Consider the following 26,266-nt stretch of genomic DNA (forward strand, 5'->3'; position numbering starts at 1 on the left):
TCCTACGGCTTCGGTGCCTGCTTCATCATCGGTGGGAGTTTCGGGGGCGTCTCCGTGCACGTCCAGACGAACTCCTTCAGGCTGCGGAGCAGCTCTTCTTCCGTGAGCGTCTCACGAACCCGGATCGCCTCCGCGACGAGGCTCGACTCTTCCTTCGTGAGGTCGCCCGAGCGAAAATCCGCGGGAATGTCCGAGAGCGCCGCGCAGCTCTCGAAGTTCTGCTCGATGAGATCGGCAGCCCTGGACTTCGGCCCGCACATCAACCCATCCTTCGGCAAAGCCATCAGCGCGCTGAACTGACGAGACGCGGCGCTGCAAACCTCGGCGTTGACCAGGATTTCGCTCTTCCTGCACCGCTTCAGCTCCACCTCGAGCTCATCGACGGTGGCTGCTCTTTCGGGAGCGTCTTGTCGTCCTTCCCCCGGAGGCGCTTCGGCTGCCGGAGCCGTCGCTCGCGGCTCCGGACGAGCTGCCAGCTGTTCTCGACATGCAGCCAGCTCTTCCCGGTCCATCCGAATCCAGGGATCCGAAGCCGGCTCCGCGCTCTTCTCCTTCGCCGGCGGACTCCGGTCCAGGAGCGATCTGCCGACGAGCACGCCGGAGCCAAAGGCAGGGACGAGCAAGACCGTCGCTGCCAGAACACGAACCGCGTGCCCCGTTTTCGTGGCGTTCTCCGTCATGAGTCGCGTCACCTCCGCCCACGACGCCGCGCCAAGATCTTCTCCGCCGCCGTGAGCGGTCGTCCCTCCGGCGCCGCGCGGCCCGCGCCCGTTGCGTGTCCGCTCCCCGGGGGCGCGGGTTGAGGCCCCGCCGCCGACCCAGGTAGGGGTCCCACCGTCGGCCCAGGTGGAGGCCACGACCCAGGTTGAGGCCATGACGCCGCCGACCCAGGTTGAGGTCCCGGCGCCCCCGCCGGCGGCGCTGTCCTCCCTCGCATCGTCCCCGCCGGCGGCGCTGTCCTCCCTGGCATCGTCCCCGCCGGCTCGCCCCCGCCGCGCCCGTCATCGCGCAGCGCCGGTCCCGCCTGCGCGCCCTCGCGCCGCTCGCGCCCCCGCTCCCGAGCCGACAGCAGCGCCCCCACGGTCGCGCCCGCGGCGGCCGGCTCCACGGCGGCTCCCCACCGCGCCGCGCGGAGCCGCTCTCCCGCCCGCGCGAGCCACGCCGCCGCCGCTTCCGGCAGCGCGAGCCGCCGCGCCGCCACCGCGAGCAGCAGCGCGAGCGCGGCGAAGAACACCAGGCTCGGCGTCGCGTCCCGGTACGCGAACCGCTTCGAGGCCCGATCCTCGAAGATGCCCGCGAGCGTGTCGCGCCGCTTGCCCCCGGTGAACTCCGCGATCCGCCGGAGCAGCGACAGATCGCTGCCCGTCGGGCGCAGCTCCTCGCCGGCGGTCATCGCCGCCCCCGTGGTCCCGACCGCCTCCCCCGTGAGCTCGTCCCGGGCCACCGCCACGTAGGTCCCCGGCCGCGACAGCGGCAGCTTCGCCGTGTACGCGCCCGCGCCCGTCGCCTCCAGCGGCAGCTCTCGCGAGAAGCCGTCGGGCCCCGCGACGTGCACGACCAGCCGGCGGAACGACTGCGCCCGCCCGTCGTCGCCGATCACGCTCGCCCGCACCGAGAGCTCGCCGCCCGACGCGTCCGCTTCCAGGCGCACGCGCGGATCCTCCTCCTTGCGCGTCACGTCGCGCGCGGCCTGCGCGATCATCCGCGCCGCGCCGGGCCAGCGCGTCCACGCGGCGCCCCAGCGGCCCTTGAGATCGCTCGTGAACGCGGCGGCCCGGCCGAGCCCCGCCGACCACACAGCGAGCACCGGATCGCCCTCCGGCCCGGACAGCAGCACCGTGGACCGGCTCTTGGCGACCGTCACCACGTAGCCCCCGAGCGGCGGCGCCTCGCCGAACGGCACGCCGGCGGTGATCGACGACGGCGCGCCCAGCGCGACGTGGAAAGGCTCCTCCACGATCGCGCTCTTCGCCGCCATGATGGTCTCCTGCGTGAACACCGCGGGCAGCCGCGTGGCGTCCTCGACGAGGTAGAAGCGGCCGCCGCCGATGCGCGACAGCGCCTCGAGCTCCGGCACGTCGCTTCCCTGGCCCAGCGCCACGACGCTCGTCGTCGTCCCGCGGCGCATCGCCGCCTCCACCATCGCGCGGCACGGCCCCATGTTCTCCGCGTCCGAGCCGTCGGCGAAGAGCAGCACGTGCTTCAGGCTCGAGGTGTCCCGGTCGAGCGCCTGGTAGGCCGCCTCGAGGGTGATGTCGACGTAGATGCCGCCGCCGCCCGGGCCCACGGCGCGGATCGCCTTCTCGATCGCGGCGCCGTCCGCGACCGGCCCGAGCGGCACGCTCCACCGCACCGCCGTGTCGACGTGCGCGACGCCGATCCGATCGCCGGGGCCGAGCAGCGAGGCCGACCGGGCGGCGGCCTCGTTGGCGAGCTCGAGCTTCGTGTGGGCGCCGGCGGTCGCCGCCATCGACCCGGAGATGTCGATGCCGATCACCTCGGCCAGGCTCGCCCGCCGCCGCTCCTGCTTCAGGTCGAACGCGACGGGCGAGATCTCCTCGAGCGGCGTCCGCGCGTAGCCGCCCGGCCCCATGCTCCGATCGCCGCCCATCAGGAGGAGCCCGCCGCCGAGATCGCGGACGTAGCTCGCGAGCGCGTCGATCTGGCCCGGCGACAGATCCGACGCGCGGATGTCGCTGAGCACCACGACGTCGTAGCCGGCGAGCTCCCCGAGATCGGCGGGGACGCGGCTCAGACCGCCCTCGTCCACGCGGAACGCGCCGTCCGCGAGCGCCCGCGCGATGAACGCGCCCTGCCCGGCGTCGCCCTCCAGCACGAGGGCCGCCGCGGCCCCGCGGACGCGCAGGAACGCGCTCGCCGCGTTGTCCTCGGCGGCCTCGTCGAGCCTCGGATCCTTCGCGGTGATCTCGACGTCGTAGCGGTGCAGCCCGGGCCCCGGCGCCTTCTCCCGGATGCGCAGCACGTCTTCTCCCGCGGCGATCGAGGCCTCGGTGCGGGCGATGAGCTCGCCGTCGCGGCGGAGGCGGATCTCGACCTCGGCCGGCGACGGGGACGAGGTGACGAGCCGCAGGTCGAGCGCCTCACCCTCGTCGGCCCGCGCGGGCGCGCGGAGGGCGACCACGCGGACGTCGGGGACGAGCCGCTGCTCCAGCGGGATCACGTCGACCGGGAGGCCGGCGGCGACGGCGGCGGCGGCCGCGGCCATCGTGTCGCCGCGGGTCGCGACGCCGTCGCTGAGCAGCACGACGCGCGCCGCGGAGTCCGGCGGCACCTCGGCGAGCGCGCGCCGGATGCCGGCGGCGAGGTCCGTCCCGTCCCGGCCGAGCGCGACCCGCTGCGGGGCCGCGAGCTGCGAGCGCGGGCGCGGCGGATCCTCGGTCGCCGCGCCCGCGGCGAACGCGATGGTGGCGATCCGATCGTCCTCGCGCATGCCGAGCTCGGCGACGGAGAGCTCCTGCGCGACGCGCCGGTCGGCGCTCGGTACGAGATCGATCGAGCGGCTGCGATCGATTGCGACCAGGACGGTGAGCCGGTCGAGTGGCCGGCCAAGCTCTGGCCCGGCCGCGGCCATCGCCGCGGCGAACGCGGCGAAGGGGGCAAGGAAGTCGCCGAGCCGCGAGCGCCACGCGCCCTGCCGGCGGGCGTGCGCCGAGGCGAGCGCGAGCGCGAGGTACCGGAGCGCGATGAACGACGTGGCGCCCAGCGCGAGCAGCGCGCCCCAGGGCCGCGCGAGCCGGAGATAGGCGTCCGGGAGCAGGCCGCACCAGACGAGGCCCACGTAGAGCGCCGGCAGCGCGCCTGCCACCATCCAGCCGAGCAGGATCGGGCGGCGGAGCGCGCCGCGCCGGAGGGCGAGGCGCAGCAGCGCCGCGAAGACGAGCGCGCCGGCGAGCGTGGCGGCGTAGGGGAGGGCGCGCAGCGCGGCCGCCGGGATCAGGGAGGCCTCCGTTCGGTCCGCATGCGGGGGAGCCGCAGTAAATCATCTTTGCGCGGGCCCGGGGACGCCGCTTCGGCGGGTGTGGCCGAGTGCCCCATCGGCGACGCCGTGGGGCGTCTCTGTCGGTGTCGAGCGGGTTTCATGGGGCGCTCCGGCGCATCGGAGCACCTTTCCATGTTTGTCAGGGATGGCACGCAGTCTGCTTGAGCGCGGGTCATGGGCGCGGCGAGGCCGCGCAGTCGGGGCAGGAGAGATCATGTCGCGCATCGAGACCACGGACACCTGGAACGGCACGGGCGGCGGCGCGTGGGATCTCGACGAGGGCCTCGGCGAGCCCGCGCGCAGCGTGCACTGCCAGGAGGGGGATCTCATCGCGGGCAAGTACCGGCTGGTCCGCAGGATCGGCGAGGGGGCGATGGGCACGGTCTGGATCGCGACGCACGTGGCGCTCGGGTTGGAGGTCGCGATCAAGCTGATGCGGCCCGAGCTACGGTCGCCGGAGCTCGCGGAGTACTTCGTCCGCGAGGCGCGCGCCGCGGGCCGGCTGAACCACGCGGAGGTCGTCCGGATCTTCGACCTCGGCGAGACCGCGGCGGGGGACCCTTACCTGGTGATGGAGCTCATCGAGGGCGAGTCGCTGCGGAGCGCGCTCTCGCGCGAGGCGGCGATGACGCCGGAGCGGGCGATCGCGCTGCTCCTCCCGGTCGCGGGCGCGATGCACGCGGTGCACGAGAAGGGGGTCGTCCACCGCGACCTCAAGCCGGACAACGTGATGCTGGTGCGCCGCGGCGGCGGCCGGCTCCAGCCGAAGATCGTCGATTTCGGCGTCGCGAAGATCGTCTCCGAGCGCGAGGCGAGCCAGGCGTCGGCGAGCTTCGAGGTCTTCGGCACCCCCGACTATATGCCGCCGGAGCAGGTGCTCGCCGTCCCTGACATCGATCGCCGCGCCGATATCTGGTCGCTCTGCGCGATGCTGTACGAGCTCCTGTCCGGCCGGCCCCCGTTCTCGTCAAGGAACGCGCTGGACGGCCTGCGGGCGGTGCTGCAGGACGCGGTGCCGTCGCTCGTCGACACGTGCGGCCTCGACGCGGATCTCTGGGCGATCGTGGAGCGCGGGCTGCGGAAGGAGCCGTCCTCGCGCTGGTCGAGCATGCGCGAACTCGGCGAGGCGCTCGCCGCGTGGCTAAGGGCGCGGGGCGTCCTGGAGGACGCGCGCGGCGTGTCGCTCCAGGGGGAGTGGCTTCCTTGCGAGGAGCCCTGTGTGCCTGCGGGCAATGGCTCGACGCCGCGCGTATCCTGGGTGGAGGAGCGGAGCCGGCCGAGCCGCCGGTGGTCGTCGCGCCGCCGGGTGCACCGGATGAACCGGGGCCGGTCTCCTGGCGAGCAGACGGCCTGCCCTTGAGAGAGCCCCCTGAAGCGGTCGGCGTGCGCCTGGTGGCAGCGAGCGCGACGCGGGTCGAGCGGCGGGAGTGGCGGCGGTGTACGCTGGCGACAGGCCGCGCATGAACCTCGCCGAGAAGCTCGTCCGGTCCGCCACGCTCGCCGACCTCGACGATCTGCCGCCCGGCTGGCGGGGCGAGATCATCGACGGCACGCTGTACGCCTTTCCGCGTCCCCGCTTCGTTCACGCGAACATCGAGGACCTGATCACGGCCGACCTCAAGAACCCCTACCAGCGGGGCAGGGGCGGTCCGGGAGGGTGGTGGATCCTCTCCGAGCCTGGCATCCAGATCGAGCGCGCGCCGGAGATATCGCCCGACGTCGCGGGCTGGCGCCGCGCGCGCATGCCCGCGCCGCCGCGGCCCGCGGAACCCATCTCCCTCGTTCCCGACTGGTGCTGCGAGATCCTCTCGCCGCGCACGGCAGGCTACGACAACCTCGTGAAGCGCCGCTTCTACGCCGAGATCGGCGTGCCTCACCTCTGGTACGTGGATCCTGTCCGGCGGACGTTGCTGGTCAGCCAGCTCGAGAACGGGCGGTGGGTCGAGCTGGGGCTGCACGGACGAGACGAGAAGGTGCGCGCGGCGCCGTTCGAGGACGTCGAGATCGACCTGGCCGAATGGTGGGAAGGGCTCGACGAGGGCGAGGGCGAGGGCGACGCGCCCTGAGGCGCCAGCTCACCGAGGCGGACTACGCTCGTCTCGTGGTCGAGCCGATCGGGCCATGGAGCCCGCCTGCGGCAGGTCAGGAGGGCGCGGCGGACGCCCTGGCTCGATCCGCGCGGACCGCCGCGAGCCAGCGCGCCTCTCACGGCCTGCCGTCGGCCCTGCGAGCGGGGGTCACCGCGAGGGCTGACCCGTGCGCAGCGGGCCACCTCGCGAGGTGGGCCACAGCATGCAATTCGCCGCCGATCCCGGGATCGTGAAGACATCCATCCCATGCTCGAAGGTCTGCACGAAGACCTCGAGCTGGCCGTCTCCGTCGAGATCACCCACCGCCGGCGGGGCGGGCGCGCCGTTGCCGTTGCCGTTGCTGCCGGGGTTCGGCAGGGGCACGTCGTGCAGGACCGCGCCGTTCGCGCCGAGGATCACGAGGTTGCCGGAGTCGAGCACGCCGGGAGCGCCGTAGGTCGCCAGCAAGACCTCGGGTGATCCATCCTGGTTCAGGTCGGCCACGGTGGCCTCGGTCGCGAACATGATCGATTTGCCGTGCATGTAGCTGTATCGCCACAGGAGCGACGCGTCGGGGCCGAACGCATAGAGATAGCCGTCGTTCATCGGGACGATGATCTCGGGCCGCGCGTCCCCCTGGATGTTCACCGTCGTCGGCGAGGGCACGCCGCTCGGCGGGTAATAACCGTCGATTTCGAGCGGCCTCTCGCCGCGCGGGAGCGTCTCCCACCCGGGCTTGCGCATCGCCGATCGGCTGCCGTCGCCGTGCGCGCCCTCGAGCACCATCACCGCATAAGCCTGCGTCTCGTAAGGCTCGTGCATCTCGACATTCGGCACGCCGACGACCTCGTTCCGCCCGTCCCCGTCGAGATCGACCACGTTTGGCGGTGATGCGGTCCACTGCAGCCACTCGGCGGACCTCGGGTGCGGCCATGTCCCGGTATGGAGATGAACGTGGTCGCCCTCCACCTTCGGGTCCGCCCAGCGGATGAACTGGCCCCAGGTCAGCGGCTGGTCGGCGAACGCCTCGTCGCGATTCTTGAAGTACGGCGCGGCGTCGATCGCCACGCCATCGTGGTTGAACGCCTGGATGTGGTGGTTGTCGTAGGTGGCCAGGATCTCGAGCTCCGGGTCGTCGTCGATGTCGCCGATGCCGACGTTGAGCCCATAACACCCGAACCCGGAGTGCCCCATGCCGTTGCGATCGGCGTCGTTCCCCGGGCCGCTCTGGTTGTTGTACCGAGGCCAGGCCGCGAAGGCGGCGCCCGCGGGTGCGGGCTGATAAAGCGAACCATCCGCGCTGAAGACGAAGACCTGCGCGCCGCCGTCCTCGGTGGTCGCGGTCTGCGTCGTCGTCACCACCACCTCGATGGTGCTGTCGCCGTCGAGATCCGCCGCGGCGAGCCCGCGCACCTCGGGGGCGCTGCCGGCCGTCGTGGTGTCCGCCGGCCACCCGGCTTTCGGCGCGAGCCCGGCCTTCCACTCGAATGCGAAGACCTGATGACCGTTGCCATAAACGATGTCGATCGCGCCGTCGCCCTCGAGGTCGGCGACCACGTGCGGCGCGTAGATCCTGTCCTCCCCGGCCTCGGCGCGATCGAGCTCCTTCCCGTTCGAATCGAAGACGAAGAGCGAATAGTAAGCGGCGATGAGCTCGTTCCTACCGTCGCCGTCGAGGTCCATCACCACCGGCGACGCGTACCAGCTCGTCTGCCCGGGCAGGACCATCCGGTGCTCGGGCGCCTGCACCTCGCCGGCGCTGGTGCCCGCCTCGCAGATCGGGTTGCGCGTGCCGCCCGTGCCGCCGCTCGTGCCGCTCCCACCCGCCCCGCTGCCCGCGCCACCCCCGAGCTCGCCCCCGGCGCAGGCCGCCGCGAGCAGCGCGAGGAGCGACGCCGCGCTGCCGAGAGGCCACGCACCCAGGCCGGCGCGCGCGGTCCACGGCGAAGCGTGCGGGTGTTGAGATCCGGTGGGGAACCCGCGATCGGAACGGCACGGGCAGTTCTGGGTGACCATGGGTCCTCCGGGGGATGCGCCGCCAGCGGGCGACGCCCGCTGGCAGAATTAAGGACAGGAGGCAGGCTCATCGAGATTACCAGGAACCTTGAGAGCCGGGGATACGAGAGCCGTCCCGCGGGGGAGCCGCGAGGGGTCGCTGTGTGTGTGGTTGTCCAGGGTAGAGTGTGGTTCGTTGCGCGTGGTGGTTAGGACCGGCGCGGTGACCGTGGTAGGGTGCACGGCCAAGCCGCCGCTGGTCGTCGCACCGACGGGGGCACCCATCGCGAACCATTGCGGATTTGCGCGAAGTCAACCAGGCGGCGATCGTACTTGCGCTGTTCCGCATCGGGCGAGCGAATCGGCAGGCGAAGGGGAGCTGTCGACGCGTTCACCCCTGGAGGTGCCGCATGCCGACGATAGAGGCGTTCATTCCGACGGTGGTGCTCTTCGAGACGATCACCGACGTCGCTCGTTCTCACAAAGCGCACGTCGTGCTCCAGCGCTTCGAGGGCGCGCACGGCGGCGCGGCGCTCTCCGTCGTCGAAGCGAGCCCCCTCGCGGCTCACGAGTATCTGAGAGGCGGCTATCAGCTGGTGTACCTGGCGTCGCGGAGGGCGCCCGCCGGCGAGCAGGACTGGGGCTTCTTCGACCGGGAGGCCGCCAATCTGCTCGAGTTCGCCGGTGCGCGCCAGCGCGGTCAGGCTCTCGAGCAGGTCACGATCCGCCCGGTGGCGAAGAAGACCAATGTGGCCACGTTGTTCGCCGCGACCGGGGCGGCGATCGTGGCGAGCTGCAAGCAAGGAATGAGGCTCAACGGTCGGCTCTACCCGAAGATCTTCTACGCGAAGGAGCTGGAGGCCGGGAGTCTCCAGCTGTGGGTCGATATCGAGACGAGAACCCTATCCGCCGAGATGGCCGGGTAGGGCCTCTGGCTCCTCGCGGCGCGGCCTTGGCGCCCCGGCGGTCTTTCCGCTGATCCGCGGCGCTTTCCCGCCGCGGCGCTAGGCGGCGGGGCTGCCGGGGCCTCGCAGCGGCCTCGGCACGCGCGTGAAATACCAGACGTCGAAGAGCACGAAGCCGAGCGCCGCGAGCGCCAGGAGCCAGGTCCACTCGATGTGGGCGTCCGGCTGTCCCGCCGCGCTGGAGACGGCGACCTCGCCGCCTCCCTCCGCGGCGAGCGGCCTCGGCGTGAGATCGCTCTCGGCGACGCTCGTGAGGTTCGCCGGCACCACGACGGACCCGGCCTGCGGTCCCTGCCAGGCGAGGCGGTAGAAGCCGGCGCGGGGCGTCTCCGCGATCACCGCGACGCCGGCGCGCTGCGCGACCTCGAGCCGCTCGCCCGCAGGGCCGATGGCCTGGAGGTCCCGCGCGGTCGCCGGGACGCTCACGCGCAGCGGCTCGCCCGTGCGCGCGGGGCCGGTGATGCCGTGGGCGCGGTGGGCTCGCGCCTGCTCGAGCAGGTTGCGCACGAAGAGCACGAACGACGCCTTGAGCGGCCAGTCGCTCTCGCCCACGTCGAAGCCGAGCAGCGTGCCGGTCCGCGAAACGGTGGAGATGTCGGTCGCGATCGTGCCCTCCTGGGCGCGGATCAGCTCCTGCGTCGCCGCCTCCGGCTTGAGGGACGAGGCCACGCGGAGGTTCACGCCGTCCAGCGTCAGGAAGCGCAGCCGCGGATCCGCCGTGTCCCACGACGTGAGCGTGGGGCGCTCGAGCGTCGGCCCGACGAGCGTGCCGGCGCAGCGCCCGGGCGGCGGGTTCACGATCAGCAGATCGCCCCCCGGAGGATCGGGCGGGCACGCGCCGTCGATCACCACGAACGTGTCGGGATCGAGCCCGGGCTTCCCGAGCAGGTCCGCGAGCGCGCCCGAGGTCACGGAGGTCATCGGATCGGACGCGAGCGCCCGCTCGATCCAGACGGAGCCGCCGGAGGGCGCTCCCGGCTGCGCGCCCTGGGCGTCGCCGCCCTGGCCCTTGCCGGCCGACGCGAGGAACACCGGGAGCTTGTCGCCGGCCGGCACGCGCCCGTAGGCGACGTCGTCGAGCGGCATCGCGTCGCGCGGCGAGAGCTCGAAGACGAGCCCCTTGCGGTAGTCGCCGGGCGACGGGCGGAACGTGAGCACGACCGGGAGGCGCTCGCCCGGCTTGACCAGCACGCGCCGCGAGCCGAGCACGTCCGACGCGTTGTCCTGCCGCATCGTCACGTACACGTCGCGCGGCTGCGCCCCGAAGTTCGCGACCACGAGGAAGGCCTGCACCTCCTCGCGATGCTCCGGACGCTCGCCGTCCGCGCCGCTCGCGCCAACCACCGCGCTCCCGGAGCGCACGTCGACGCGGACGATGGCGGCGTTGTCGACCGGATCACCGACCGTGATGACCTCCACTGGCAGCGACGCGCCGCGCAGCGAGGCGGGGCGGGCGAGGTTGCCGTCGGTGATCGCGACGACCCGGCGGGCGCCGCCGAGCTGGCGGAGCCGGTCGATCCCGAGCGCCACCGCGGCCTCGAGGTCGCCCTCGACGTCGCGCGCCGCGATGGGGTCGATCGCCGCCTTGAGCCGGACGAGATCGCGATCGAGCGCGGCGACGAGGCGCGCGTCGCGCCCCGCCTCGACGATCAGCGCGTCGCTGCCCGGGGCGAGGCCGGAGAGGAGGTCCCTGGCGAGCTGCTTCGCGAGCTCGACGCGCGTCGTCGCCTCGCCGGCCGGCCCTCGAGCGGCCGCGGACATCGAGGCGCTCGTGTCGAGGACGATCGCCACGTGATCGCCGGTGAGCTCGCGCCCGCGCGAGGCGGGGCGGGCGAGCGCGAGCGCGAGGAGGGCGAGCGCGAGCGCCTGCAGCACGAGCGGCAGCTGGGCGATGAGCTTCCTGAAGGGCGCGCGCGCCATGAGATCGCGCTGCGCGGCGGCCCAGAGCCACGTCGAGGGGACGCGCCGGCGGCTCCGCTTGATCTTGAGGATGTAGAGCAGGACGAGCGGGCCGAGCAGCGCGAGCAGCCACAGGCCGCCGGGCGAGAGCAGCGCGAGCGGGGCGCCCGCGGAGGCCTGGGCGAGCGGGGCGGCCACGTCAGTCGACGCCCCTCGCGACGAAGCGGCGGACGGCGCCCTCGAGCGGCTCGTCGCTCCGCGCTCGCACGTACGTCGCCCCGTGGCGGCGGGCGAACGCGCGCAGCGCCTCGCACAGGCCGGCGAAGCGGGCCGCGTAGGCGGCGAGGGCCGCGGCGTCCAGGGTCACGTCGACGAGCGCCCCCGTCTCGGCGTCCTCGAGCGTCAGGTCACCCTCGAAGCTCGGCTCGAGCTCGTCGGCGGCGACGACCTGGAGGGCGGCGACGTCGTGGCCGGCCTGCGCCGCGCGCCCGAGCGCGGCGGTGACCGGGCCGGGGTCGAAGAAGTCGGAGACGACGCAGAGGAGGCCTGGCCGCGCGCTCTGCCGCACGACGGCGTCGATGGCGCGCGCGAGGTGCGTCCCGCCGGAGGCCCTCACGCCGTCGAGGGCGCGGAGCAGCGCGGCGAGCCCGGCGCGCCCGCGCACCGGCGCGTGCTCGCGGGCGATGCCGTCGCCCGCCACGAAGAGCTGCGCGCGCTCGGAGCGCGCGAGCGACATGTAGCCGATCGCGGCCGCGAGCCGGCGGGCCGCGTCGAGCTTCGTGGGCTCCCCGAAGTCGAGGGACGCCGACGCGTCGCACACGATGCGGGCGATGACGTCCTCCTCGGCGCGGAACAGCTTGAGCACCGGCTCCCCGGTGCGGGCGTACGCGGCCCAGTCGATCCGCCGCATGTCGTCGCCGGGCGCATACGCCCGGTGCTCCTTGAACTCGGCCGAGCCGCCGCGGCGCCGCGCGAGGTGCTCGCCGGCGCCGCCGGAGCGGGCGCGGATCTCGAGCCGGCGCTGGAGCACCTCGAGCTCGCGGACGAAGCTCGCGCCGAGGAGCGGCTCGGGGGACGAGGGCAGCATCGGAGAGCAGTAGACATCGGCGCGGGCGGGGGTGCCAGCGGGGTCGCGGAGCAGCGGCGGCCCGCGCTCGGCAGGGGCGCCGGCCGCGCCCGGCCCGTGGTCGCCGCGGTCGCTCCCCGGCGTCGAGACAGACCGCCACGGTGGGGCAGGGCACCCCGTTCGCGCTCGCCGTGGCCGACGGGCCCCCGCCTGCGGGCGCGCCGCTGCTCCGTGGCTCGCTTTATGCGAGCCAGCGCTGTGGTTCCGCTGTCCGTGCGCCGGCTTGGCCGGTGGAGCCGCCGAGCGCCCCGTACCGATGTGTCAGCCGAAAGGAGGCACCGTGAAGGCCCTGGTTTTCCACAAACCTTCGGACGTCCGCGTCGAGGACGTCCCGGATCCCCGGCTCGAAGAGCCCACCGACGTCATCGTGCGCGTCACCGCGACCGCGATCTGCGGCTCGGATCTGCACATCTACAACGGCTTCTTTCCCCAGGCGAAGCCCATGGTGCTCGGCCATGAGTTCATGGGCGTCGTCGAGGAGATCGGCCCGCAGGTCACGAAGCTGCGGAAGGGTGACAGGGTCGTTGTCCCGTTCCCCATCGCGTGCGGGCGTTGCTTCTTCTGTCAGGCGGAGCTCCCCGTCCATTGCGAGAGCTCCAACCCCAAGCACTACGGCCCCGAGGGCGGCACGCTCGAGGGCAAGGGCGGCGCCCTCTTCGGGTACACGGACCTCTACGGCGGTTACGACGGAGGTCAGGCCGAGTACGTGCGCGTCCCTTACGCCGACTTCGGGCCACGGAGGGTGCCTGAGCGCCTCACCGACGAGCAGGTCCTCTTCACGACCGACATCCTCCCCACCGGGTGGACGGCGATCGAGTGGGCCGAGCTCAAGGGTGGAGAGACGGTCGCCGTGTTCGGATGCGGGCCTGTCGGCCTCGCGACCATGAAGTGCGCCTGGCTCCGCGGCGCGGCGCGCGTCATCGGCGTCGATCGGGAAGAGTACCGCCTGAAGACGGCCCGCGAGGTCGCCAAGGCCGAGACCGTCAACGTCGACAAGGTCGACGCTGTCGAGGCGATCCGCGCGATGACGGGCGGGCGCGGCGCGGACGTGTGCGTCGACGCGGTCGGGATGGAGGCGCACCGCGGCCTCCTCGAGAAGGCCTCCAGCGCCCTTCACGGCCAGGTCGGGACGATATCGGCCCTCCGGCTCGCCATGAGCGCCGTGCGCCGGGGCGGGGTCGTGCCGGTGGTGGGGGTCTACGGCGTGTCCTACGACAACTTCCCGCTGGGCCAGCTCTTCGACAAGGGCCTGAAGCTCCGCGCCGGCCAGGCGCTGGCGCACAACTACATCGACCGGATCCTCAAGCACATCGAGGACGGCCACCTCCGGGCGGACGACATCATCACCCACCGCCTGCCGCTCTCGCGCGCCCCGCAAGGCTACGAGATCTTCAACAAGAAGCTCGACGACTGCGTCAAGGTCGTCCTCAGGCCCTGACGCAGCGCGCGGATCGCCCCTCCGGCGCCCTCCTCCCTTCGAACACCGCCACCACGCCCCCCTCGTCGGCGGGCGATGCTCCGCCGGTCGATCCGGCGCTCGGGGGGAGCGGCCCAGGGGCTCGGGCGCCGCGGACACGCGAACCATCGCCCGCCGCAGCCCTGACGCCTGACACCGGCGTCAGGGGCGCGCGGCCGCGTTGCGTTGTAATTGGTTGAATTGATGTTTGTTTGTTCAGGGTATGGCGCTTGCTTGGGGCCGAACCTCGGCGAGCGCCCCGCTCGCTTGCTCGGCCGCCCGCGATGGCCTCTATCGCACGGAAGGAGAGCTCCCGATGGCCCGAGATCTGCGCTCAACTCGAACGCTCCTTCACCCCTTGTGGTTAGGAGCCCTGGCGCTCCTCGTCCTCAACGATCACGCCCTCAAGGGCTCTGGTGTGCTCCCTGGGTGGTTGACCGGGAAGCTCAGCGACTTCGCGGGGCTCCTGGTCGCGCCCGCGGTCCTCGCCTCGCTGCTCCGCGTGACCTCGCGCCGGGGATTTCTCGGCGCGCACGTCGTCATCGGCGTCGTCTTCTCGGCCATCAAGCTCGCTCCGGAGGCCGCCCGCGCGGTCGAGGGGCTCATGGCGCTCACGCCGCTTCCGTGGCGGATCACCGTCGATCCGACGGACCTCATCGCGCTGCCGGTCCTCCTCGCCTCGTACCGCGTGCTCGCCGAGGCGATGGCGCGGCCGGAGCCCGCGCGCCCGGTCGCCCACCGCCTGGCGCTGATGGCGGGCAGCCTGTCCTGCGTGGCCACGAGCTACGATCCGCCTCCGTGCGGCGAGGCCGAGGGGTGCGCGCCGCCGCAGCCGCAGGAGCTCGCGTCGCTCGTGATCGGCAACACGACCGGGACCGAGCAGCTCATCCGCGTGCGGCGCCTGCGGGAGTCGGTGCGGGTCGACTGCGGCGTCGTGCTCGACGACCCGACGAGCGCCCTCTCGCGCGATCTGTTCGCGAACGCCGAGACCTGGCTCATCGCGCCCGGCCGCGCGCTGCCGCTGGGCAACGCGGGGTGCGACGCCACCCTGATCGACGCCGACGGGCTGCCCCTCACGCTCCTCGCGTGGTCCGCGGCGGAGTTTCCGGAGCAGCTGCTCGTCACGTCGACGGAGAACCCGCAGCCGGATCGGATGATCGCGCTGCAGCGCGCCGGGGCCAGGCTCGAGCTCGCCGAGCACCCGGCGGTGTTCCCGGCGCCGCCCATCGAGACGCCGTCGCCCGTGAGCGCGTGCGGCGCGTACGCCGCGGGGAGCGGGCTCGACTGGACCCTGCCCGTCCCCGGGGCAGGGGTCCTCACCGGCGTGACGTCGTCTCCGGACGGCTGTCATGCCCTCACGCTCGAGCGCGGCGACACCTTCTTCCTCTGCGCTCCTGCCGAGGCGATCCCGTTCAGCGAAGGCGACGTCCTCCGCGTGAGCTCCGTCGCGATCGACGGCGGCAGGTACCCGGAGCTCCCGCGGGACCAGCTCGCCTTCGCGCGCGGCATCCACATCGAGAGCGCGACGCACGCCGTGCTCGCGCTGCGAGGCAACGTGCTCGCCCGCTGGTCGATGGTGGGCCGGCTGCCGGCCGCCGATTTCTCGGCCGAGCTCTCGCCGCTCCCGGGCTGCGACGCGTTCCACGACGCGTGCGGAAGCCTCGTCGCGCCGCTCGAGGCGTCGCTCCTCGGCGAGGGCGTCTCCGGGGTCGTCTCGCTGCGGCCCGGCGAGAGCGCGGAGCTCGCCGAGGGCGCCGGCGCGGTCTTCCTCGTGCGCGCCGACGACATGCCCGTGCGCGACGCGGAGTGCTTCACCGTTCCCGTCGATCAACCCCGCCTGCTCGAGTCGGTCTTGGTCGCCGCCGCCGCGGCGCCGTAGGAGGTCACGCCATGAAGCACCGAATCCATGATGTCCTCGCGCTCGGCGCCGCCGCCGCGCTCGGCGCGGCCGGCTGCGCCGATTCCGGTGACGCACGGGGCAGCTTCGCCGCACCCACGGATCCCCCGGGCAGCGTGGGCGTCTCCCAGGGCGGCGCGCAGGACTTCGGCCTGTTCCGGCAGATCCTCGAGGACGGCGAGATCCCCGGGCCGGACACGCTCGACGACGTCGGCTTCTTCGCCGAGCACAAGCTCGATTACCCGGCCGCGACCTGCGGCGAGGACGTGTGCATGCACGGGCTGCTCGGGATCATGGGCAACATGATCAGCGGCTCGCCCTGCACGCTCATCCAGATCGGGATGAACTCGCCCGTGGACCTCGGCGCGCTCGAGCGGCCGCCGCTGCACCTCGTCATCGCCGTCGACACGAGCGGCTCGATGGAAGGCGACCCGATCGCCTACGTCAGGGCGGGGCTCGTCGAGATGATCGGCGCCCTCCAGCCGACCGACCGGATCTCGCTCGTCCGCTACGCGGACGCGGCCGAGGTCGTCCTCGAGCAGGCGGAGGGCTCGGACAGGGAGGCGCTCACGGCGGCGTTCGAGGGCCTGACCGCGCGGGGGTCGACCAACCTGTACGAGGGGCTCTTCACCGCGTACGCGCTCGCCGAGCAGCACCTCGATCCGGCCTGGCAGAACCGCGTGATCTTCCTGTCCGACGGCGTGGCCACGGCCGGGCTCACCTCGCCTCAGCGCCTCGTGTCGCTCGCGGCCGGGTACGCGGAGAAGGGGATCGGCCTCACGGCCATCGGCGTCGGGGCCGAGTTCGACGTCGACGCGATGCGCGGGATCAGCGAGGTCGGCGCGGGCAACTTCTACTTCCTCGAGGACCCGAAGGCGGTGGAGGAGGTCTTCGCCGAGGAGGTGAAGACGTTCCTCGTGCCCCTGGCGCTCGACGTGGAGCTCGACGTCGCCGTGGGCGACGGTTACGTCGTGCGCGGAGCGTACGGCACGAACGGCTGGCAGGGCGGCGAGCGCGGCGGCGCCGTGCACATCCCGAGCCTCTTCCTCGCCGGCCGGACGAGCGCCGCGGAGCCCGTCGGCTCCGGCCGGCGCGGCGGCGGAGGCGCCATCCTGCTCGAGCTCGTGCCGAAGCCCGACCAGCAAGGCGTCGAGGACCCGCGCGCCGTGGGCAGCCTCGCGCTGTCGTGGCGGCACCCGCTGACGGGCGAGGCGCACGCGCAGGAGGTCGACATCGAGGCGCCGAGCGCGCCCGACGCGCCGCCGGAGGCCGGCTATTTCTCCGGCGACACCGTCGAGAAGGGCTTCGTCATGTTGAACCTCTTCGCCGGGTTCAAGCTCGCCGCCCAGCTCGCCGCGGACGCCGACCCCCGCACCGCGCGGCGCACGCTCGAGGCGCTGCGGCCGAACGTCGAGGCGTGGCTCGCGGATCATCCGGACCCCGACGTCGAGGACGACCTGCGCTACGTCGATCTGTTCATCGAGAACCTCATCACGGCGGAGGCGAACGTGCAGCCCTACACACCGGCGGATCCGCCGAACCCCTGGCCCGCCGATTGAGCCCCGCGCGACGCGCGCCAGGTGACGGCGACGCGCGCCAGGTGACAGCGACGCGCGCCAGGTGACACCAGCGCGCCGCGCCCGTGACCCCCATTCACGTCGATCCCCCTCAACACGCGTCTCGACGTCTCCACATCTCCACATGCGCTCCACGTGAACGCGTGCCCGCGTGTCCGCGTGCACAACAACGCGTCCCGTGCGCCGCAAACGTGCGCCGCGGCGATGTCGCTTCCTCGCGGCGAACGCCTTGTGTAGGATCGTATTTTCGCGGCCGTCGAGGAGGAGAGTGCATCTATGCGAAGATCCATGTGGTTCGGGTTGGCGAGCATCACCGTCTGTCTCACGGCCGCTCTCCCGGCGAGCGCGGGTGTCCCGGAGTGCGGCAACATTCGCTTCGAGGGCCTGTCGAACTGCGAGGTGCGCGTCACGGGCGAGTGCACCGCGGGCTGCAGCGAGCTCGGGATCTACAAGACCGCGTGCGCCACGAAGCTCGTGCCGGTCTGCAAGACGGAGTGCACCCTCTCGGCGGAGGCGGGCTGCACGGACAGCTGCACCGAGCAGTGCAGCGCGGACTGCGACAGGGGCATCAATGTCATCTGCTCCCACAACTGCTTCGTCGAGTGCACCACCACGCGGGACGTCGAGTGCAGTGGCGCCGTCGACGCCGCCCAGTGCGCCGCGACGTGGGACGCGAACTGCGACAGCGAGTGCGGCGCCAAGTGCGTGACGGTGGATGGCGGCTGCTACCAGCACTGCATCGAGTGCTGCGGGGGCTCGTGCACGGCCGACGCGAACATGGATTGCCAGACCACCTGCCAGGACATGCAGTTCGAGGACTGCGAGCACGAGTTCCGCGCGAACTGCGACGCTTCCTGCAGCGGCGACGGCGCGCTCTTCTGCAATGGGAAGTACATCATCTCCGGATCGCAGATCCCGGCGTGCGTGAACGCGCTGCTCGCGCAGGGCATCAGCGTGAAGGCCGAGGCGGAGGTCACCATCGGTCCAGACGGCATCGACGGGAACCTCTCAGCCGGCATGTGCGCCGCCAGGCCTGCGAGCAAGGCCTCCCTCACCGCGCCGCTCGCCGTGTTCGCCGCGGCGGCAGGCTGGCTTGCGCGGCGCCGCAAGCGCTCATCGCGCACGTCGGGCTGAGCGTCCCCAGGTGAGCGTGCGGCCGACCCACGAGACGCTGCTCGCGCTGCTCCTCCTGTGCTCCGCGGGCTGTGCGAGCGAGGCGGCTGACGCGCTCGTGGTGATCGGCCTCACCACGGATATGGCGGTCGGCTTCCAGTTCGATCACATCGAGACGACCACGAAGGTGGATGGCGTCGTCACGGGCACCGAGCGTCTCTCGTATGGCGGGGGAGAGCTGTCGCTCCCGGCCGAGCTCGTGGTCGGGCCAGCGCCCGACGGCGCGGAGATCGAGCTGTCCATCGCGGCGTTCCGCGACGGCGAGGCCTCTCCCATCGTGACGCGGAGGGGCGCGACCCGCGCGGCTGGCGGGCGGAGTCTGCTCCTGCCCGTCTCGCTCGACGAGGCGTGCTGCGCGACCACCTGCGCGGCGAGCGCGACCTGCGCGGCGGGGGCGTGCGTCGAGCCCTTCATCGCCCCCTCCGCCCTCACTGACTACGACCCGCTGTGGATCGCGTCGGCGAGCGATGCGTGCAAGACGCCGGGCTCTGGCGACCCTGCGGTTGTGATCGGGCAGGGGGAAAGCGCGTTCGCTTCGCTGGAGCATGGCGAGGTGGTGCCGATCGAGGCGGGCCCTCAAGGGGGCCATCACGTGTGGCTCGCGCTGCGCGTGACGGGCCTCCGGCAGATGGGCTCGCGCCTGACCGTGAAGGGGTACTTCCCCGAGCTGGAGTTCGAGCTCCTTCCCTTCACCGCGCAGGTCACGATGCATAAGGCCGGCGAGGACCGCTGCGAGATCGATGGCGTGCGCTTTCAGGTGGACCGGGGGCTCCCGGTCGAGGCCGTCCGGGGGCAAGCGCTCGATATCGAGGTTGCCCTGGAGGACCCGAACGGCGACGTCGCGATGGCCGCGCAGCGGGTCGTCATCTCTCCCTGACTCATCATCTGTCGGAGCGGCCTCATGAGGGGGTCGACTGCGGTTCCGGATCGACGCGCCCCCCTCGCGGGGGGGGGCGCCGCCACGTCGCGACCTGTCGGAGCGGCCCTCGAGGCCGTCGATTTCGGTTCCAGATCGACGTGCCCCCCCTCGCGAGGGGGGGCCAGCACGTCGGCGTCGAGCGGATCGACCCCCGCGATGTACGGCTCGCGCGACGTCGTGCTCCCCGGCACCTCCGCGGTCTGCCACGTCTCCCCGCCGTCGGCCGAGCGCGCGAGCACCCCCTTGATGGCGCCGCCCTCGCTCGCGAGGCCGCTCACGTAGACCCGCCGCGGATCCGACGGCGCGACGTCGACCGTCCGGGCCACAAAGCCCGCCGGGAGCGGCGCCCCCGCGCCGGTCCAGCTCGCGCCGCCGTCGCGCGACGCCCAGAGGCGGTGCCTGGTCCCCGCGGCCACCGCGACGACGTGCGACGGAGCGCCCTGCCGGACCGAGAGATCGATCACCTCCCGCCCCGCGAGCTCCGCGGCGCGCGCCCAGGCGCAGCCGCCCTCGGCGCCGACCGCGATCCCGTCGGCCAGCGCGGCGAGCACCCGGCCGCTCGCCGCCGCCGCGATGGGCGGAGATTGGCCGGCCGTGTCGTCGTACCCGACCGCGCCCTCGCAGATCCAGCGCCAGCTCGCGCCCCCGTCTCGCGTGGTCAGCAGGCCGTACGTCATCCGGGCGACGGCGCGCGCTGGATCCGCCGGATCGAACACGATCTGGTCCGCCGAGGGAAAGACGCCGTTCGCGGCCGCAGGGGAGGGGAGCGCCATGGCGGCGAGCGCGGCGGCGAGCGCGACGGCGGCGAGCGCGACGGCGCGCGCCGCGGCGGCGAGCGCGACGGCGCGCGCCGCGGCGGCGAGCGCGACGGCGCGCGCCGGGCGAGATCCCGGCCTCACGGCGCGCGGGGGAGGCGGTCGCATCGAGGATCCATCGTACCGCGGCGCGCGCCGAGAACCGCCCACGCGCCCTCCGCGCCCCGCTACACTCGCCGCAATGCCGGAGCGCATCGTCGTGTCCTTTCGAGGTACTGCGGCCCTCTCGCAGCCAGACAGCACGGACGCGGTCGCTCCGTGGCCCGGCCGCCGCGGCGCGCCGCGGGCGCTCGCGCCGCCGTCGCGCCAGAAGGGCGCCGCGCGCGCCGTCGGCGGCGCCGCGCGCGGTGAGGAGAGCTACCTCGCGAGGGCGCTCGCGCTGAAGAAGCGCGCCGAGGCGCTCGGCGCCACCCTGTGCGCCTGGAGCGCGCAGACCTTCTCGTTCGAGTTCACCCCCGACGACGTCGAGGAGGCCGTGCTGCTCGCCGCGCTCGCCGCGGAGGACGCCGCCGTGCACCCCGACGCGCGCTTCGCGGTCGGCATCGCGCAGGGCGAGATGACCTACGTCGGCGAGGCGGGGCGCTTCACCGCGCTCTCCTGGGGGCAGCCGCTGCTCGTCGCCGTCATGCTCGCCCGCGTCGCGCTCCCCGGCGACGTGCTCCTCGATCCCGCGCTCGCCGCCGTGATCTCGGGCGAGCTCATGACCCTCGGCGCCCACCGCGGCATCGACGGCGCGCGCCGGGTGCGCGGCCTCCGCCTCGACGCGCAGCAGCCGCTGCGCAGGCAGGTCGCCGAGAGCGTGGCGCGCCTGTGCAAGCCGCCGCTCATCGGCCGCGACGCCGAGCTCGCCGAGCTGGCCGTGCCCCCCGGCTCGCTCGCGATCGTCCGGGCCGAGCCCGGCGCCGGCGGCACGCGGCTGCTCCTCGAGCTGGAGAGGCTGCTCGCGCCGTCGCGGAGCCTCTTCGTCGCGCCGATCGGGGCCTCGCGCGAGCCGTTCGGCGCGCTCCGGCGCGCCCTCGCGCGCGCGGCGCTCCGCGCCGAGAAGAGCCGCGCCCGCGCGCCGGTGCTCCCGGATCGGCTGAAGCCCGCGCTCGCCCGGCTCCTCGCCGGCGAGGGCGTCGAGCCGAGGATCGCCGCCGAGGTGCTCGCCGTGTGGCTCGCCCCGTCCGACGTCCGCGTCGGCCTGCTCGCCGTCGACGACGCCTCCGAGGTCGACGCCGCGAGCCTCGAAGCGATCGCCCTCGCCCTCTCGCCGGGCGGCGGCCCGCGCGCCGTCGCCCGGCTCGGGCGCTCGGATCCGCTCCCCGCGCCGCTCACCGCGCTCACCCCCGCCGCGACGGTCACGCTGGGGCCGCTCTCCGCGTCGGGCGCGCAGGATCTCGTCCGCCGCCTCCTCGACGGCTGCATCGACGAGGCGGGCGCGCGCCGCTGGGCCGCGCGCGCGCCCGCGTTCCCGCTGGCCGTGCGCGAGCTCCTCTGCGAGGCGCTGGAGAGCGGCGCGCTGCGCTGGATCGGCAGGAGCGTCGGGCCGCGCCGGCGCAGCGCCGGGCGGGGCAGGCCCCCGCGCACGATGACCGGCGCCGAGCTCGCCGCGCCCCCCGCGCTCCGCTCGATCGAGGCCCGCCTGCGCCTGCTCGCGATCGGCCAGCGCACGGTGCTCACCGCGCTCGCGACCCTCGGCGGGGACGCGTCGGACGCGGCGATCGACGCGCTGTGCGACGGCACCGGCGCCCCGAAGGTCGCCGCGGTGCAGGCGGCGCTGCTCGGCGCCGGCTGGGTCTTCCGGCCGGAGCCTGGCTGGCTGCGGCTCTCCTCGCGCACGCTGCGCGACGCCCTGCTCGCGGGCGTCCCGCCGGGCGAGCGCGCCGCGTGGCACCTGGCCGCGGCGCGGGTCGTCGAGGATCACGCCAGCGTGCTCGGCCTCGCCGACGCCGCGTGGCACGCCGCGAAGGCGGGCGATCGGCGCTCCGCGGCCGATCTCGCCGGGCGCGCCGGGCGCGCGGCCGGCGACGCGCTGCTCGAGGGCTCGGCCGCGGAGCTGCTCGCGTTCGCCGACGAGCAGGAGACCGCGAGCGATCACCGGGACGGGGCGCCGGACAGCTCGTCGAGCCAGCCGCCCACCCACCGCACGCCCATCGAGGTGGTCGGCGACGCGCCGGAGCCGCAGCGCGCGGCGCCGGCGCCGGTCGGCGAGCGCTCCCGCCCCGGCGCGCCCGCGGCGCAGCCGGACGACACGCCCGACGACTTTCCCGACGCGACCTCCCCGGACGTCGGCCTTCCGTGCGGCGACGCCTCCGGAGATCCGCTCGCGAAGACCACGGAGTCGCCCGTCCTGTCGATGAACGACATCGCGGTCCGCCTCGCCGAGCTGGCCAAGCAGGCGCTCGTCCAGGGCGACCTCCGCACGCTCGAGCGGCTCGTGGGCGAGCTCCGCCGCACCGGCGAGCACCTCGAGCTGGCGGAGCGCATGACCGGCCTGATCTCGCTCGGGCGCGGCGCGAAGGAGGAGGCGCTCCGGCGCTTCCGGATCGCCGCGGAGGCCGACGCGTCGCCTTCGCAGCGGGCCCGGGCGCTGCTCGCGTACGGCGTCGCGCTGGCCGCCGCGGGCCGCACGGAGGGCGCGCTCCTCGAGGCGCTGAGCGCCCTCGCGCGCGCCCGCGAGGCCGAGGATCCCCACGGCGAGCAGGCGTGCGCGCAGTTCCTGGCGCAGCTCGCGGCCGCGACCGGGCACGAGGAGGCGGCCCACGCGTGGGCGCAGGTGGCGCGCCTCGCCGGCGCGGCGCCCCCCTCGTGACGGCGCATTGACAGCGTCGTCGCGGCTGTCCATACCGCCGGCCATGTCGTCCCGAGAGCCCTCCGGCGAGCCGGCCCCCGCGCCGGAGACCGGCGAGGAGCGCGCCGCGCCGCCAGCGCGCGCCGGCGCCGGAGAGCGCGCCGGCGCGCGCAGGGTCGCCGCGCTCCTCGCGCTGGCGCTCTCGCTCGGCGCGATCGCCGGCGTCGCATACCAGCGCTACGCCGCGGTGCACCTGCGCGCCCTCCCGAGGGTCCCGGGCTGTGTCCGCGGGGCGCGGGTGGCGCTGCGCAGGCCGGTCGCGGCGTCCGGCACGGAGCCGCGCCAGACGGCGTCGGGCGAGACGGTCTACCTCACGCCTGGGGAAGATCGCGCCGTCGCCTGCGCCTTGCAGCTCGACGAGGCGCTCGCTCGGCACCTCGCCGGAGCGCTGGCCGAGCAGGCGCCGGCGCAGCGCGCCGCCCGGCTGAGCGAGCTCGTGCGCGACCGCGTGCCGGCCGACCCGGCGTACGATCGCGCCGCCTCTGCGGCGTACATGATGGCCTCCGCGGCCCTGCGGGGCCTCCCAGACGAAGTCCCCGAGGTCCGCGCCGCTGCGGAGGAGCTCGATCGGCATCACGCCTGCCGCTTCGACACGCGCCGCCCCTGTCCGACGCGCCCGCCGCTGCCAGCGCTCGTCTGGCTCACCGGCGTCCCGGCGGCGCTGAGCCTGCTCGGGCTGCTCTGGATCGGCCTCGCCGCGAGCGCCGCGCGCTACAGGCGCTGGACGGCGCGCCGGGGCCGCTGATCGCCCGAGCTCGCGCGCGTCGCGCGTCGCGCGCCTCCGCCTCTGCGATCGCCTCAGTCGATCGCCTCGACGCGAAAGCTCGACTGGACCAGGCGGCGGGGCCGGGCCCCGATGTCGGCGACGTCGAACCCGAAGCCCGCGCCCTGGTGGTGGATCCCGCCCGACGTGGCGCCGCTCGGCATCTGCACCGACGAGCTCACCGTGACGTAGACCTTCGCCCCCTTGGCGAACGCGGCGGTCATCGCGAGCACGCGCCCGGCGAGCTGCGCCGCCGCCTCGCGCGCCACCCGCGCCCAGAGCGTCGCCGCTCCGGCCGTCGACGACAGCGCGCGCACCCCGAGCACCGCGCCGGCGCCGCTCAGGTGCACCTCGAACACCGCGCGCGCCGTCGCGGGCGTCTCGGCGGAGCGCACCGCGTCCGCCACCACGGACGCGACCGTGCCGGCGGCGGGCAGATCCAGCCCCAGCGTCTTGTCCCGATCGCGCATCGCCTCGCGCAGCAGCTCGCCGGCCCTGTCCGCCGAGACCTCGCGCGGCGCGGCCGGCGTGGTCGGCGCCGGCGCCGGCGGCGCGCGATCCGGCAGAACGCCGGGCAACTGCCACACCGGCGCCCCCCCGAGGCCGGCGACCCCGCGCGGCGCCTCGGCGGTCGGCGGCCCGTCGTACTCGCTCGATGGCGCCGGGGCCGGAGGCGCCACGGGACCCTCCCGCGGCTCGACCGGCGCCTCCGTCGGCGCCGGCGGCGCTGATGGTGGATCGAGCGGCCGCCGCTCGCGGCGCGCCGTCCGGCCGAGGACCGGCTCCGCCTCGCGCGGCCGTGCCTCGTCCGGCGTGCGCGCCTCGTCCTGCTCCGCCTCGCGCGGCGCGACGGGCTCTATCTCGATCTCCACCTCGCGGCGCGCGCCGCTCGAGCGGGCCTCGAGCACCGGCCCCGGGGCGCCCGCGATCCGCGCGAGCAGCGGGATGGCGGCATGGAGCAGCGTCGCTGCGAGCAGGAAGCGGACCTCGCGGGAGAGCAAGCGCCGAGCACCTTGGTGGGTGCCGGACAGGGGCGCAAGTGCGCGTTTCGTCGCCGGCGTGCTCACGTCCCCGTTCGCGCGCACCTGCGCAGCCCCGGGCACACCCCACCCCCTCCCTCGCTTTGCGGCCCGACAGGCTCACCCACGCGTGTTCCAGCGGGGGACAGGGTATTACGGCCACGCTTAAATATGTGCGTACGGAATGGTTGTCGCTTGAGCTCGAGACCGTACTGGTCGATGCTCCGCCTGCCGCGACGCCTTCCGGGCTCACGGCAGGAGCAGAAACGAAGCGCGCTGCCGCCATGCGGCGCGCTCACGGAACAGACGCAGCGCCTGGCGAGCCAGGGCCGGGCGCTACATCCCCGTTGTAAGGGAGGGGTATCGAAATGAAGGGAAACGTGCGCGCTGACGGGTCGCCTGCGGACCTATCGCCGACGCCCACGCCGCCGCCCGTCACCGTGATCCAGGGTTGCCCGGACCGCGGTCTTCCCCTCGACCTGCCCCCCCTCGGCATGGCCCCCGCGCCGGAGGAGCAAGCGTTCCTTCCCGGTTTCGCCCCGCCAATGCCGCAGGGGACGCCGCCCTTCCCCATGGCCGGGGCCGGGCCGTACGGCTCCTGGTCCGCGCCCTCGCCGGACGAGCGCCGCGCGCGCGTGTGGCGCGCCCTCGGGGCGTTCGTCCTGGCCGCGGCCACCGTGATCGTCGTCGTCGCCGCCGCCGCGCGCGGGATCGCCGCGCGGATGCCGATCGCCTCCGCCGAGGCCTTCCGCGCCATGACCCCCGTCAACCGCGCGTCGCTGCTCGCGCTGCGCTCCTCGCGCGAGGACGCCGGGGTGAGCGCGGCCGTCGCGCCGGAGGGGCTCGCGCGCTTGCAGCCGCCGGCGCCGCCGCCCGCGCCGGTGACGCCGCCGCCCGCGATCCGGCACGAGGGGTACGCGTCGATCCGCGGCGGCGTGCTCTTCACGCCCGACACGTTCAGGCCCGCCGGGTCGAGCTACGATCTCCTGCTGCACTTCCACGGCAACACCCAGCTCGTCCGCGAGAGCGCCGAGGTCGCCGGGCTGAACGCCGCGGTCGCCGTCATCAACCTCGGCATCGGCTCGGGCGCGTACGAGGACTTCTACGCGACGCCGGGCGTCTACGAGAGCCTGCTCGCGGACATCGACCGGGCGCTCGCGCAGCGCGGGCTGCCGACCCCGCGGCTCCGCCGGGTCGCCCTCTCCTCGTGGAGCGCGGGCTACGGCGCGGTCGCCAAGATCCTGGAGCTCCGCCGCGGCACCGAGCCCCTCGACGCGATCCTCGTCACCGACGGCATCCACTGCGGCTTCGTCCCGGAGCAGCCGAGCGGGCTCAACCCGCTGCAGCTCGCCTCGTTCGCGCGCGCCGCGCAGCTCGCCGCCTCGGAGGAGCTGCTGTTCACCATCACGCACTCGGAGATCGACCCGATCGCGTACGCCAGCTCCTCCGCCACGGCCAGCTACCTGCTCGACGCCGCGGCAGGGCGCCACGTCGAGCGGTCGCCCGCGTCGGACGCGCCCCCGCACCTGCGGCTGCGCGCGGCCGAGGGCGCCGTCTCGAAGAAGCTCGAGAAGCAGATGATCCCGACCACCGAGGCGAGCGTTGGCGAGCTCCATGTCCGCGGGTTCCGGGGCAACACGCCCGAACACCACATGGCGCACCTGCTCCAGATGGCCTCGACCGTCCTCCCGGAGCTCGTCGAGCGCTGGCGCGAAGGCGGCGATCCGTCGTCCGAGCGCTGATCGACGGGAGCGGCAGGG

General features: G+C 74.1%; 17 protein-coding genes. 11 read left to right on the forward strand and 6 right to left on the reverse strand.

From position 1 onward, the window contains the following. Positions 1-2 precede the first annotated feature (2 nt). Both WMF39_RS02625 and WMF39_RS02630 read right to left on the reverse strand, forming a co-directional pair. On the reverse strand, positions 3-368 hold the full coding sequence (locus tag WMF39_RS02625; RefSeq protein WP_437743972.1) for a hypothetical protein: 366 nt from the start codon (positions 366-368) through the stop codon (positions 3-5). 320 nt (positions 369-688) lie between these two features. Continuing rightward, positions 689-3,829 carry a VWA domain-containing protein gene (locus WMF39_RS02630; protein ID WP_437743973.1) on the reverse strand — a complete coding sequence of 1,047 codons (3,141 nt, stop codon included), beginning with the start codon at positions 3,827-3,829 and terminating at the stop codon, positions 689-691. A gap of 385 nt (positions 3,830-4,214) precedes the next feature. On the opposite strand from WMF39_RS02630, the gene WMF39_RS02635 reads away from it, so the two are divergent. Beyond that, the gene (locus WMF39_RS02635) at positions 4,215-5,360 is read left to right on the forward strand and encodes a serine/threonine-protein kinase (RefSeq protein WP_437743974.1); all 1,146 of its coding nucleotides are present in this window, start codon (positions 4,215-4,217) and stop codon (positions 5,358-5,360) included. A gap of 100 nt (positions 5,361-5,460) precedes the next feature. Then, positions 5,461-6,066, forward strand: coding sequence for a Uma2 family endonuclease (locus tag WMF39_RS02640; protein ID WP_437743975.1), 606 nt, complete (start codon positions 5,461-5,463; stop codon positions 6,064-6,066). A gap of 171 nt (positions 6,067-6,237) precedes the next feature. Here WMF39_RS02640 and WMF39_RS02645 read toward each other — a convergent pair whose 3' ends face one another. After that, complete coding sequence (locus tag WMF39_RS02645; protein WP_437743976.1) at positions 6,238-8,085, reverse strand: FG-GAP repeat domain-containing protein; 1,848 nt, start codon at positions 8,083-8,085, stop codon at positions 6,238-6,240. Positions 8,086-8,474: 389 nt separating this feature from the next. On the opposite strand from WMF39_RS02645, the gene WMF39_RS02650 reads away from it, so the two are divergent. Then, a complete protein-coding gene (locus WMF39_RS02650; protein WP_437743977.1) occupies positions 8,475-8,990 on the forward strand; it encodes a hypothetical protein in 516 nt (171 codons plus the stop codon). 78 nt (positions 8,991-9,068) lie between these two features. On the opposite strand, the gene WMF39_RS02655 is transcribed toward WMF39_RS02650, so the two are convergent. Next, on the reverse strand, positions 9,069-11,126 hold the full coding sequence (locus tag WMF39_RS02655; protein ID WP_437743978.1) for a vWA domain-containing protein: 2,058 nt from the start codon (positions 11,124-11,126) through the stop codon (positions 9,069-9,071). A gap of 1 nt (position 11,127) precedes the next feature. Beyond that, positions 11,128-12,015 carry a DUF58 domain-containing protein gene (locus tag WMF39_RS02660; RefSeq protein WP_437743979.1) on the reverse strand — a complete coding sequence of 296 codons (888 nt, stop codon included), beginning with the start codon at positions 12,013-12,015 and terminating at the stop codon, positions 11,128-11,130. Between the two features lie 319 nt (positions 12,016-12,334). On the opposite strand from WMF39_RS02660, the gene WMF39_RS02665 reads away from it, so the two are divergent. The 7 genes from WMF39_RS02665 to WMF39_RS02695 all read left to right on the forward strand — a co-directional run bounded on the left by WMF39_RS02665 (position 12,335) and on the right by WMF39_RS02695 (position 23,469). Then, positions 12,335-13,492, forward strand: a complete 1,158-nt coding sequence (locus WMF39_RS02665; RefSeq protein ID WP_437743980.1) for a zinc-dependent alcohol dehydrogenase — start codon at positions 12,335-12,337, stop codon at positions 13,490-13,492. Between the two features lie 334 nt (positions 13,493-13,826). Continuing rightward, positions 13,827-15,389 carry a hypothetical protein gene (locus tag WMF39_RS02670; protein ID WP_437743981.1) on the forward strand — a complete coding sequence of 521 codons (1,563 nt, stop codon included), beginning with the start codon at positions 13,827-13,829 and terminating at the stop codon, positions 15,387-15,389. A gap of 11 nt (positions 15,390-15,400) precedes the next feature. Continuing rightward, on the forward strand, positions 15,401-16,966 hold the full coding sequence (locus WMF39_RS02675; protein WP_437743982.1) for a vWA domain-containing protein: 1,566 nt from the start codon (positions 15,401-15,403) through the stop codon (positions 16,964-16,966). A 294-nt stretch (positions 16,967-17,260) separates the two neighbouring features. Beyond that, positions 17,261-18,118, forward strand: a complete 858-nt coding sequence (locus WMF39_RS02680) for a hypothetical protein (protein ID WP_437743983.1) — start codon at positions 17,261-17,263, stop codon at positions 18,116-18,118. A gap of 10 nt (positions 18,119-18,128) precedes the next feature. Continuing rightward, the gene (locus WMF39_RS02685; protein WP_437743984.1) at positions 18,129-19,034 is read left to right on the forward strand and encodes a hypothetical protein; all 906 of its coding nucleotides are present in this window, start codon (positions 18,129-18,131) and stop codon (positions 19,032-19,034) included. A gap of 1,038 nt (positions 19,035-20,072) precedes the next feature. Then, entirely contained in the window at positions 20,073-22,685 is a 2,613-nt protein-coding gene (locus tag WMF39_RS02690) for a hypothetical protein (RefSeq protein WP_437743985.1), read from the forward strand. 43 nt (positions 22,686-22,728) lie between these two features. Continuing rightward, on the forward strand, positions 22,729-23,469 hold the full coding sequence (locus WMF39_RS02695) for a hypothetical protein (protein ID WP_437743986.1): 741 nt from the start codon (positions 22,729-22,731) through the stop codon (positions 23,467-23,469). Positions 23,470-23,522: 53 nt separating this feature from the next. Here WMF39_RS02695 and WMF39_RS02700 read toward each other — a convergent pair whose 3' ends face one another. Continuing rightward, positions 23,523-24,488 (reverse strand): hypothetical protein, encoded by a 966-nt coding sequence (locus WMF39_RS02700; RefSeq protein ID WP_437743987.1) that lies wholly within the window; start codon positions 24,486-24,488, stop codon positions 23,523-23,525. Positions 24,489-24,874: 386 nt separating this feature from the next. Between WMF39_RS02700 and WMF39_RS02705 the strand changes: the two genes are divergently transcribed. Beyond that, positions 24,875-26,248, forward strand: coding sequence for a hypothetical protein (locus WMF39_RS02705; RefSeq protein WP_437743988.1), 1,374 nt, complete (start codon positions 24,875-24,877; stop codon positions 26,246-26,248). Positions 26,249-26,266: the final 18 nt, after the last annotated feature.

Origin of the sequence: Sorangium sp. So ce1504 (assembly GCF_051521635.1) — a bacterium.
Lineage (GTDB): Bacteria > Myxococcota_A > Polyangia > Polyangiales > Polyangiaceae > Sorangium > Sorangium cellulosum_B.